Source organism: Streptomyces profundus (assembly GCF_020740535.1).
GTDB classification, from domain to species: domain Bacteria; phylum Actinomycetota; class Actinomycetes; order Streptomycetales; family Streptomycetaceae; genus Streptomyces; species Streptomyces profundus.
The window spans coordinates 5,949,354-5,962,138 of sequence record NZ_CP082362.1 but is presented as its reverse complement, the minus strand read 5'-3'; the positions used below and the strand labels follow the sequence as shown (position 1 = coordinate 5,962,138).

General features: G+C 71.1%; 1 protein-coding gene. It reads right to left on the bottom strand.

From position 1 onward, the window contains the following. Window position 1: 1 nt before the first annotated feature. Window positions 2–12,433 (bottom strand): SDR family NAD(P)-dependent oxidoreductase, encoded by a 12,432-nt coding sequence (locus tag K4G22_RS31720; protein WP_425336813.1) that lies wholly within the window; start codon window positions 12,431–12,433, stop codon window positions 2–4. Window positions 12,434–12,785 lie beyond the last annotated feature (352 nt).

Below are 12,785 nucleotides of genomic sequence, written 5' to 3'. Positions count from 1 at the left end.
GTCACGATTCGGTTCCGCCGATAGCCAGGTCGACGAGGTCGGCGAGGTCCATCGCGTCGATGTCAGGGGAGCCGGCGGCGCCGGCGGTGTCTTGACCGGGGTGGGGGGACACTGTCCGAGTCGCGGTCTTGGCGGTGTCCGCCAGCGCGAGCAGCTGTTGGAGGATTCCGGCCTCGCGGAGCCGGGCGACGGAAACGGTGGTGAGCACCGAGCGCACCCGTTCGTCGTCGGCCGGGTCCACGGAGTCCGCCACGTCCGTGCCGGGCCCCGAGAGCCGCTCGGCCAGTTCGGTGGCGACGGCCAGCGGGGTCGGCGCGTCGAAGACCAGGGTGGCCGGCAGCCGCAGGCCGGTGGCGGCGCTGAGACGGTTGCGCAGCTCCACGGCGATGAGGGAGTCCAGGCCCAGCTCCTTGAAGGACCGGCTCTCCTCGACCGACTCCGGTCCCGGATAGCCCATCACGGCCGCCACATGGGTGCGGACGAAGCCCACCAGGGTCTCCACGCTGGCGCCCGCCATCGACGGCGCGCCGCCCTCGCTGACGGGTCCACGTCGAGGTGCCCTGACCAGGCCGGCCAACAGCCGTGGCAGGTTGCCGGCCTCGGCCTGGCCGCGCAGTGCCACGTTGTCGAGCCGGACGGGGGCGAGTACCGCGTCCTCGGTGGCGACCGCCGCGTCGAAGAGGGCCAGGCCCTCCGCCACGGACAGCGCGGCGATACCCGACTGGCTGTGCCGGTGCATCGACACGTCGTCCAGGCGGCTGGCCATGCCGCCCTCGTCCGCCCACAGGCCCCAGGCCAGGGCGGTGCCGGGGAGGCCACGTGCCCGCCGGTAGTGGGCGAGGGCCTCCAGCGTGGCGTTGGCCGCCGAGTAGCCGCCCTGGCCGAGTCCGCTGAGCCTGCCGCCGATCGAGGAGAACATCACAAAGGCGGCCAGGTCGCGGTGTTCGGTCAGCTCGTGCAGGTGGATCGCGGCCTCGGCCTTGGGCGCGAGGACCCGGCCGAGTCGGTCGGCGGTGGCCAGCTGGATGGTGCTGTCGTCGAGCACGGCTGCGGTGTGCACGACGGCCGTCAGATCGGGAACGCCGTCGAGCAGCTCCCGCAGCCGCGCCCGGTCGGAGACATCGCACCTGGGGACGGCCACCTCCGCGCCCAGCGCCCTGAGTTCCTCGGCGAGGGCGGCCAGCGGGGCGAACGTCTCGCCGCGCCTGCTGGCCAGGACCAGGCCGCGCACCTCGTGCTGTTGGACCAGGTGCCGGGCCACCGCCATGCCCAGGCCGCCGCTCGCGCCGGTCACCAGCACGGTGCCGGTCAGCCGGACGTCGCCTTCCGGGGCTGACGCGCGGGTCAGCCGGGGCACCAGCACGGTGTCCGTCCTGACCAGGAGTTCGGGCTCACCGGAGCGGAGAGCGGCGGCCAGGACTGAGCCGGCGACACCGTCGGCGCCGTCCGCGATGTCGAGCAGCACCACGGAGTCCGGGTGTTCCCGCTGCGCGGAACGGACCAGCCCCCACGCGGCGGCCTGGGCCGGATCCTCCTCGACCCCTCGTCCCACGACGACCAGCCGGGCCCGCGCGAACCGCGCGTCGGCCACCCACTGCTGGACCGACGCCAGCACCGAGGCCAGCACGGACCTGACCGCGCCGGGAACGTCCCCAGCGACGGTGCCGGGAAGAGGCAGGAACACGACGTCCGGCACCTCGGTGAGCGAGGCGAGATCGGGATGGTAGACCAGCGGTATCCCGGCGGACTCCAGCAGAGCGCCCAACTTGCGGTCGTCCGCGCCCAGCACGCCCCAGCGAAGGGACTCGGGCCGGACGGACTCCTCCAGGGCGGTCCACTCCACGCGGTAGAGCGACTCAAGGGCGCTCATCCCGGTCGCCTCGGTGGCCGGGCGCAGCGTCATCGAGGAGATGGTGGCGACCGGGGCGCCGGTGCCGTCGGCGACGAGCAGCGACATCACGCCGTCCCCGACCGGTGAGAGCCGCACCCGGAACCCGCCGACGCCACTGCCGTGCAGACGGGCGTCGGTCCAGGCGAACGGCATCCGTATCGGGCCGGCCGCGCCCTCCCGCTCCCGCAGGGTGAGGAGATGCAGTGCGGTGCCCAACTGGGCCGGGTGCAGCGCGTATCCGTCGGCCTGGGGCTGCTCGTCGATCTCGGCGAACAGATCGTCCCCGTGGCGCCAGGCGGCCCGCAGGCCGTGGAACGCGGGCCCGTAGTCGATGCCCTGGTCGGCCATGCGGTCGTACAGGCCGTCCAGCGCGAGCGGATCGGCGTCCTTCGGCGGCCAGACGGTGAGCTCGGCAGACGGCTCCGGGCCGCCGGCCGCCAGGGTGCCGCCGCACCGCCGGGTCCAGTCGGCGAGGTCGTCGGTGCGCGAGTAGAGAACGAACGGACGGCGGCCGGATTCGTCGGGCCCTCCGATGGACACCTGGATCTGCGGGCCGTTCTGGTCGGTGAGCGCGAGCGGGCTCTCCAGCGTCAGCTCTTCGACGAGATCGCAACCGACCTGGGCGCCGGCGTGCAGAGCGAGGTCGAGGAGGGCCGTGGCCGGCAGCAGGGGCGTGCCGCCGATGACATGGTCGGCCAGCCACAGTTGTGCGCCGGGCGACAGCCGGCCGCTGAGGATCAGGCCATCGCCATTGGCGAGCGTGACGGCCGCACCGAGCAGCGGATGCCCGGTCGCCTCCAGTCCGGCGGCCCCGAGATCAACCGACTGCGCGGAGGTGAACTCGGGCCAGTAGCGCTGACGTTGGAACGGGTAGGTCGGCAGCTCGACCAGCTTGCCGCTCAACCCCCAGTCGACGTCCACGCCGTTGACGAAGGCTTCGCCCAGGGAGAGCAGCATCCGCTCCATGCCACCGTGGTCACGCCGCAACGTGCCCAACACCACCGCCTCCGCGCCCGCGTCCTCCACGGTCTCCCGCAGGCCAACACCGAGGACCGGGTGGGCGGACACCTCGACAAAGGTGCTGAACCCGTCCGCGAGCAGCGCCTGGGTGGCGCCCTGGAAGTCGACCGTGTTCCGCAGATTCTCGAACCAGTACGCGGCGTTCAACCCGGCGGTATCGATCAGGCCGCCCGTCAGCGCCGAATAGAACGGCACCCGACCGGACGTGGGCGCGACCGGCGCCAGTACATCGAGCAGCTCGTCCCGGATCACCTCCACCTGAGCGGAGTGCGAGGCATAGTCCACGGCGATACGACGAGACCGCTCAACGGATGCCAACACCGTTTCCAGGCCGGCCACTTCACCGGCCACCACCACGGAGTTCGGACCGTTCACCGCCGCAACCGACACACCCGCCGGCAACTCCAACTGATCCACCGGCAGCGGCACCGACACCATCCCGCCACCACCGGCGAGCCGGCCAGCGATCAACCGCGACCGCAACGCCACCACCCGCGCACCATCCCCAAGAGACAACCCACCCGCCACCACAGCGGCAGCGATCTCCCCCTGCGAATGACCCACCACCGCAGACGGCACCACACCAAACGACTCCCACACCCGCGCCAGCGACACCATCACCGCCCACAACACCGGCTGCACCACATCAACCCGCGACAACAACCCCTCATCAGCGAGAGCCACCTCAAGATCCCAGTCCACAAAGGGCCCCAGCGCCTCGCCACATGCCAGCATCGACTCCCGGAACACCGGAGACGACTCCCACAACCCCGCCGCCATCCCCAACCACTGCGAACCCTGACCAGGGAAAACCATCACCACACCACCACCGGAAGCACCCACCGCAGAGCCGGACACCACCGAGGCCGCCGGCACACCCGAAGCCAACGCCGCCAACCCCGCACGATCGCCGCCCACCACCACGGCCCGATGCTCGAACACCGAACGACCCGCCAACGAGAACGCCACATCGGCAACATCAGCGTCCACCGACGCCAACCGACCAGCAGCCTCCCGCACCGCACCCACCGAACGCCCCGACAACACCCACGGCACCACACCCACGGACCGCGACACCGCAACATCGCCAACCTCCGGCGCCTCCTCCACAATCACATGCGCGTTCGTCCCACTGATGCCGAAGGACGACACACCCGCCCGCCGCACGCCGTCCGACTCCCAGGGACGGCTGTCGGTGAGGAGCTCCACGGCCCCCGCCGACCAGTCCACATGCTGCGACGGCGCGTCCACATGGAGCGTCTTCGGGAGCGTCCCGTTCCGCAGCGCCATCACCATCTTGATCACGCCAGCGAGGCCGGACACCGCCTGGGTGTGGCCGATGTTCGACTTCAACGACCCCAACCACACGGGGTGTTCGGGATCGCGGTCCTGGCCGTAGGTGGCCAGCAGCGCCTGCGCCTCGATCGGGTCGCCCAGCGTCGTCCCCGTGCCATGCGCCTCCACCACGTCCACATCGGCGGTCGTGAGCCCCGCCGACGCCAACGCCTGCCGGATCACCCGCTGTTGGGACGGACCGTTCGGCGCCGCGAGACCGTTGGACGCGCCGTCCTGGTTGACGGCCGACCCACGCAGCACCGCAAGCACCGGATGCCCGTTGCGTCGGGCGTCGGAGAGACGTTCGACGAGCAGCACGCCGGCTCCCTCCGACCAGGCGGTGCCGTCGGCCGCCTCGGCGAACGGCTTGCACCGCCCATCGGCCGCCAGCCCGCGCTGGAGCGAGAACTCGACAAACACGCCGGGCGACGCCATGACCGTCGCGCCGCCGACAAGGGAGAGGTCGCACTCGCCGCGCCGCAGCGCCTGCGCCGCCAGGTGCAGCGCCACCAGGGAGGAGGAACAACCGGTGTCGACGGTGACCGCGGGTCCCTCGAAGCTGTAGATGTACGACAGCCGTCCGGAGACGACGCTGCCGGTGGTGCCGGTCAGCAGATACCCGCCGAAGTCCTCCGACGCCTCATGCAGACGCGGCCCGTAGTCCTGCGTCATCGCCCCGACAAAGACCCCCGTCCGACTGCCCCGCAACGACCCCGGATCAATACCCGCCCGCTCGAACGCCTCCCACGACGTCTCCAACAACAACCGCTGCTGCGGATCCATCGCCAACGCCTCACGCGGCGAAATACCGAAGAACCCCGCATCGAACTCCGCCGCGTCATGCAGAAAACCCCCCTCCCGCACATACGACCGCCCCGCCACCCCAGGCTCCGGATCAAACAAACCCTCAACATCCCAACCACGATCAGTCGGGAAACCAGAGATCGCGTCCCCCTCCCCCAACACCAACTCCCACAACTCCTCAGGCGACCGCACCCCACCAGGGAACCGACACCCCATCGCCACCACCGCCACCGGCTCCTCATCACCCACCACCGCCAACGACTCCGCAACCACCTCGACCCTCAGTCCGAGGGCCTGGGTGCGGAGGAAGCCCGCCAGCGCGTTCGGCGTCGGATGGTCGAAGACCGCGCTCGGCAGCAGCCGCAGCCCGGCTGCCGCCGACAGCTGCTTGACCAGTTCGACGGTCGTCAGCGAGTCGAACCCGACGCTGCGGAACGCCTGGTCGGCTCGGACACCGTCCACACCGGTGTGGCCGAGCACGGCCGCCGCGTGCGAGCGGACCAACTCCAGGACGAGGGCGTGCTGTTCGGGCTCGGACAGACCGGCCAGTCGGGCCGCCAGCTCCCCGCGTTCGGCGGCAGGGCCGGACGTCGTCGTCTCGTCCGGCTCCGCGAACGCCGAGAGCAGCGCGCTGGGGCGGGCGATGGTGAAGGCGGGCGCGAAGCGGGCCCAGTCGATATCGGCGACGACGATGGAGGTCTCGTCGGCGGCGAGCGCCTGGCCGAGGGCCGCGACGGCCAGTTCGGGCGGCATCGGCACCACGCCCAGCCTGGCCCACTGTTCCGCGTCCGCCAGCTCAGCGGCCATGCCCTCGCCGCCCCAGGAACCCCAGGCGACGGAGGTCGCGGGCAGGTCGAGTGCGCGGCGGTGCGCCGCCAGGGCGTCCAGCACGGCGTTCGCCGCCCCGTAGGCGCCCTGTTGGGCGCTGCCCCAGACGCCGGCCCCGGAGGAGAACAGCACAAAGGCGCTCAACTCCCGTTCCCTCGTCGCCTGGTGCAGATACCAGGCGGCGTTGGCCTTCGGCGCCAGCACCGCTTCGACGCGCTCGGGGGTGAGATCGCTGATCGCCCCGTGATCGCCCACGCCTGCGGCGTGCACGACCACATCGAGGTCGGGAATGCCGTTCACCAGCTCGGCGACCGCGTCCGGATCCGACATGTCGCAGGCCGCGAACGAGACCATCTCGCCGAACTCCGCGTGGAGTTCGGCGGCGCCGGGCGCCTCGCCGCCGCGCCGGCTCGCCAGCACGATCCGTCGCGCGCCCTGACCGACCAGCCACCGCGTCACATGCCCGCCCAGGGCGCCGGTGCCGCCGGTCACCAGGCAGGTGCCGTTGGGCGACCAGGTCCCCGGCCTGGCGCTGCCGGCACGCTCAAGCCGCCGGCCGAAGACGCCGGACGGGCGGATGACCAGCTGGTCCTCGTCGCCGCCGAGAACGGCCGCGAGTCGGTGCAACGCGCGGTCGTCGTCAAGTCCCTCGATGTCGACCAGGCCGCCCCAGCGCTCGGGCAGCTGCAACGCGGCGCCCAGGCCGATCCCCCACACGGCGGCCCGTTCGGGGTTCGCCGCCCAGGCTCCACGGGTCAGGCACCACACGCGCGGCCCGGCTTCGGCGCGCAGCAACTCCACGACGGCGGCCGGAGACGGGTCGACGGTGAGCACCGCAGCGATGCCGTCCTCGGGCTCCGTCACCACGCGTGCGCCGCGCGATTCGAGAGCGGCGGCATACCGTTCGTCGCCGCCGATGAGCAACCAGGTGCCGGTGAGGGGTTGGGCTACGGGGTCGCCGATCGGCTTCCACTGCACCCGGTAACGCCACCCGTCAAGAACCGAACGCCGCTCCCGCCCATCCCGCCACGCCGTGACCGCCCGCAACGCCTCCTCATCCAGCCCCAACTCACCACGCGCCACCGCCTCCCAGAACTCGCCGTCGACGGCTTCCTGTTCGGCGGGGGCGAACTCGGGCCAAAACCGCTGACGTTGGAACGGGTAGGTCGGCAGCTCGACCCGCCGCCCGCTCAACCCCCAGTCCACGTCCACGCCGTTGACGAACGCCTCGCCGAGGGAGAGCAGCATCCGCTCCATACCACCCTGGTCACGCCGCAACGTGCCCAACACCACCGCCTCGGCCCCTGCGTCCTCCACCGTCTCCCGCAGGCCAACGCCAAGGACCGGGTGGGCGGACACCTCGACAAAGGTGCTGAACCCGTCCGCGAGCAGCGCCTTCGTGGCGCCCTGGAAGTCGACCGTGTTCCGCAGATTCTCGAACCAGTACGCCGCGTTCAACCCCGCCGTGTCGATCAGGCCGCCCGTCAGCGCCGAATAGAACGGCACCCGACCGGACTGCGGGGATACCGGCGCCAGCACATCGAGCAGCTCGTCCCGGATCACCTCCACCTGAGCGGAGTGCGAGGCATAGTCCACGGCGATACGACGAGACCGCTCAACCGACCCCAACACCGCTTCCAGACCGGCCACTTCACCGGCCACCACCACCGAGTTCGGACCGTTCACCGCCGCAACCGACACACCCACCGGCAACTCCAACTGATCCACCGGCAGCGGCACCGACACCATCCCACCACCACCGGCGAGCCGGCCAGCGATCAACCGCGACCGCAACGCCACCACCCGCGCACCATCCCCAAGAGACAACCCACCCGCCACCACCGCAGCCGCGATCTCCCCCTGCGAATGACCCACCACCGCAGAAGGCACCACACCAAACGACTCCCACACCCGCGCCAACGACACCATCACCGCCCACAACACCGGCTGCACCACATCAACCCGCGACAACAACCCCTCATCAGCGAGAACTACTTCAAGATCCCACTCCACAAAGGGCCCCAGCGCCTCACCACACGCCAGCATCGACTCCCGAAACACCGAGGACGACTCCCACAACCCCGCCGCCATCCCCAACCACTGCGAACCCTGACCAGGGAAAACCATCACCACACCACCACCGACAGCACCAACGGAACCCGACACCACCGAAGCCGCCGGCACACCCGAAGCCAACGCCGCCAACCCCGCACGATCCCCACCCACCACCACGGCCCGATGCTCGAACACCGAACGCCCCGCCAACGAGAACGCCACATCGGCAACATCAGCGTCCACCGACGCCAACCGACCAGCAGCCTCCCGCACCGCACCCACCGAACGCCCCGACAACACCCACGGCACCACACCCACGGACCGCGACACCGCAACCTCAACAGCCTCGGGCGCCTCCTCCACAATCACATGCGCGTTCGTCCCACTCACCCCGAACGACGACACACCCGCCCGCCGCACACCATCCGACTCCCAGGGACGGGTCTCGCTGAGGAGCTCCACGGCCCCCGCCGACCAGTCCACATGGGACGACGGCCGATCGAAGTGCAGGACCTTGGGCAGCGCCCGGTGCCGCAGCGCCATCACCATCTTGATCACACCCGCGACACCGGCGGCGGCCTGCGTGTGACCGATGTTCGACTTCAACGACCCCAACCACAACGGACGTTCGGGATCCCGGTCCTGCCCGTAGGTGGCCAGCAGCGCCTGCGCCTCGATCGGGTCACCCAGACGGGTGCCCGTGCCATGCGCCTCCACCGCGTCCACATCCGAAGCGGACAGCCCGGCGGACGCCAACGCCTGCCGGATCACCCGCTGTTGAGAAGGACCGTTCGGCGCCGTCAACCCGTTCGAGGCACCGTCCTGGTTCACCGCCGAACCGCGCAGCACCGCAAGCACCGGATGCCCGTTGCGCCGCGCGTCCGACAACCGCTCCAGCACCAGCATCCCCGCGCCCTCACCCCAGGCGGTGCCGTCGGCCGCCTCGGCGAACGGCTTGCACCGCCCATCAGGCGCGAGGCCGCGCTGGCGCGAGAACTCGACCAGCATGCCGGGGTTGGACATCACCGTCACACCACCGGCGAGGGAGAGGTCGCACTCGCCGCGCCGCAGTGCCTGCGCGGCCAGGTGCAGGGCGACCAGCGACGAGGAGCAGGCGGTGTCCACCGTGATGGCCGGGCCTTCGAAGCTGTAGATGTACGACAGCCGTCCCGAGGCGACGCTGCCGGTGGTGCCGGTCAGCAGATACCCGCCGAAGTCCTCCGACGCCTCATGCAGACGCGGCCCGTAGTCCTGCGTCATCGCCCCGACAAAGACCCCCGTCCGACTGCCCCGCAACGACCCCGGATCAATACCCGCCCGCTCGAACGCCTCCCACGACGTCTCCAACAACAACCGCTGCTGCGGATCCATCGCCAACGCCTCACGCGGCGAAATACCGAAGAACCCCGCATCGAACTCCGCCGCGTCATGCAGAAAACCCCCCTCCCGCACATACGACCGCCCCGCCACCCCAGGCTCCGGATCAAACAAACCCTCAACATCCCAACCACGATCAGTCGGGAAACCAGAGATCGCGTCCCCCTCCCCCAACACCAACTCCCACAACTCCTCAGGCGACCGCACCCCACCAGGGAACCGACACCCCATCGCCACCACCGCCACCGGCTCCTCATCACCCACCACCGCCAACGACTCCGCAACCGTCCGCGCGGTGGCGGGTGTGCCGGAGAGCAGTTCGGCGACGGCTTCGGGCGTCGGGTGGTCGAAGATCAGGGTGTTGGGCAGCCGCAGGCCGGTCGCCGCGCTGAGCACGCCGCAGAGGTCGACGCCCATGAACGAGGTGAAGCCGAGCGTGCGGAACGTCCGGTCGCTGGGGATGGCGGCGGGGCCGGCAGCGCCCAGCACCAACGCGGCCTGCTCGCGGACGAGTCGCAGGGCCTCGGCCTGGGTCAGGCCGGTGGCGTCGGCCGTCTCCACGTCGGGCGCCGGCTGCTGGGGTGCCGACTCTCCGAGCCAGTAGCGCTCGCGTTGGAAGGCGTAGGTGGGCAGTTCGACGCGGCGGGCGTCCGTGCCCGAGTAGTAGGCGTGCCAGTCCAGTGCGACGCCCCGGGTGTGCACGGTGGCAAGGGCGGTGAGCAGCGCCTCGGGTTCCGGGCGGCTCTTCCGCAACGCCGGCACGCCATCCGCCATGGCGGAGAGCACCGCGTCGGGGCCGATCTCCAGGAACGAGGTCGCGCCCTGTGCGCGCAGCCACTCCACCCCGTCGTGGAAACGGACGGCCTCCCGGACATGCCGCACCCAGTAGTCCGCGTCGGTTTGGACGGGCTGCCCCGCGACCGGAATCCGAGCCGGGTGATACGTGAGCGTCTCCGCGACCGCGCGGAACGCGTCCAACGTCGGGTCCATCAGATGCGAGTGGAACGCGTGGCTGACGGAAAGCCGCTTGTGCTTCCACCGCCCCGCCAACTCCACCACGGCCGCCTCATCACCCGACAGCACCACCGAATCAGGCCCGTTGACCGCCGCGATATCCACACCCTCGGTCAACAGCGGCACCACCTCGGCCTCCGCCGCCTGCACCGCCACCATCGCGCCACCCTCGGGCAACGCACCCATCAACCGACCCCGAGCCGCCACCAGAGCGCACGCGTCGTCCAACGACAACACCCCCGCCACATGAGCGGCGGCGATCTCACCAATCGAATGCCCCGCCAAGAACTCCGGCCGCACCCCCCAGGCTTCCAGCAACCGGAACAACGCCACCTCGACGGCGAACAACCCCGCCTGAGTGAACTCCGTCCGATTCAACGTCGCCGCGTCATCCCCGAACACCACCTCACACACCGGCAGTTCGAACCGATCACAGACCGCGTCGAAGGCGTCCGCGAACACCGGAAACGCCCCATACAACTCCCGCCCCATACCGCACCGCTGACTCCCCTGACCCGAGAAGAGAAACGCCAACCGCTCCGACTCCTCCCCCACCACACCCCGCACCACCCCGGCCGCCGAACGGCCATCCGCCAACGCCTCAAGACCAGCCACCAGACCATCCCGGTCCCCAGCCAGAACCATGGCACGGGTGGCGAGCGGGGATCGGGTGGTCGTCGTGCTGAACCCGTAGTCGATCGGCCGCGGGTCCTGGGAGGCGTCGACATGGTCCCGCAGTCGGGCGGCCTGGGCACGGAGCGCCGCCTGGCCGTGCGCCGACACCGACACAGCCACCGGCGGCGCCGGTTCGCGGGCGGGCACGGGAGGTTCCGGAGCGGTCGGCGGGGCCTCTTCGAGGACCAGATGGCAGTTGGTGCCGCCGACGCCGAACGAGCTGACGCCGGCGATCAGTGGGGCGTCGGGCCGGGGCCAGGGCGTGGTCTCGGTGACCACCCGCAGGTTGAGCGCTTCGAGGGGGACGCCGGGGGTGCGGTGGTTGAGCGTGGCCGGCAGGGCGCGGTGCAGGATGGCGAGGATGCCCTTGAGCAGGCCGGTGATGCCGGCGGCGCCCTCGGTGTGGCCGACGTTGGTCTTGGCCGAGCCGACGGGGAGCGGCACGGCGCGGCGGGTGCCGAGGGCGGCGCCCAGGGCGGCGGCCTCCACCCGGTCGCCGGCTCTGGTGCCGGTGCCGTGGAGTTCGACGTACTGCACCTCGTCGGGGGTGACGCCGGCGCGGGTGTGGGCGAGGTGGATGACCTCTTCCTGGGCGGCCTGGTGGGGGCTGCCGATGCTGTCGCCGCCGCCGTCGTTGTTGACGGCGCTGCCCCGGATGACGCAGAGCACCCGGTCGCCGTCGGCGCGGGCCGCCGCCAGGGTCTTGAGCACGACGATGCCGCCGCCTTCGCCGCGCACATAGCCGTTGGCGCGCTCGTCGAAGGTGTAGCAGAGGCCGTCGGGTGACAGGCCGCCGAAGCGGGCGGGCGCTGTGGTGCTGTGCGGGGAGATGATGAGGTTGACGCCGCCGGCCAGGGCGAGGGTGGACTCGCCGCCGCGCAGGCTCTCCACCGCGGTGTGGACGGCGACGAGCGAGGACGACTGGCCGGTGTCGAGCGTCATGCTGGGGCCGCGCAGGCCGAGCGTGTAGGAGACGCGGTTGGCGATGACTCCGCGCTGGAGGCCGGTGAGGCTGTGGGCGGTGAGCGCGTCGGCTCCCCGCTGGTAGGCGAGGGTGGCGTAGTCGTCCCAGATGGCGCCGACGAAGACGCCTGAGCGGCTGCCGGCGAGGGTGTCGGGGGCGATGCCGGCGTTCTCCAGTGCCTCCCAGGCGAGTTCGAGGGTGAGGCGCTGCTGCGGGTCCATCATCGTGGCCTCGCGGCGCGAGATCCCGAAGAAGGCGGGGTCGAAGCGGTCCACCTGGTCGAGGAACCCGCCGCGTCGGACACGGGCGGAGGGGTCCCAGCGGTCGGCGGGGGCGTCGCCGATGGCACTGGCACCGTCGCGGAGCAGCGACCAGTAGGCGGCGGGGTCGGGTGCGCCGGGCAGCCGGCACGCCATGCCGACGACTGCTATCGCGTCCCTGGCCCCGACTGTCGACTCCGGCCCCGCCATGTCCGATACGTGTGCCACGTGGACCTCCGCTCAGGGGAGTTCTCGCAGTCGCGGAACTCGTCGCAGCATGCGACCGAATCGGACTCTATGAATCGCCCCAGGCGCGGCCAACCCCTAGCGGGCCCCCTACGGCCCCTAGCCGTTTCGGCCATGACCTCGGGGTACTTCACCTGCGACGAGGCCGGCTCCGGGGGTTCGGCGGCGGGGTTCACGTCCGCTCGGGTTCGGCGGATCGGGCGCATGTGATATGCCTGTTCTGGCCATCCGTACCGGAGGACGGAGATCCGCTCCGTGGCCGACGGACACCCCGTGTGTGCCGGGGTGTCGTGGCGGACGGTGCCTGACGTTTCCA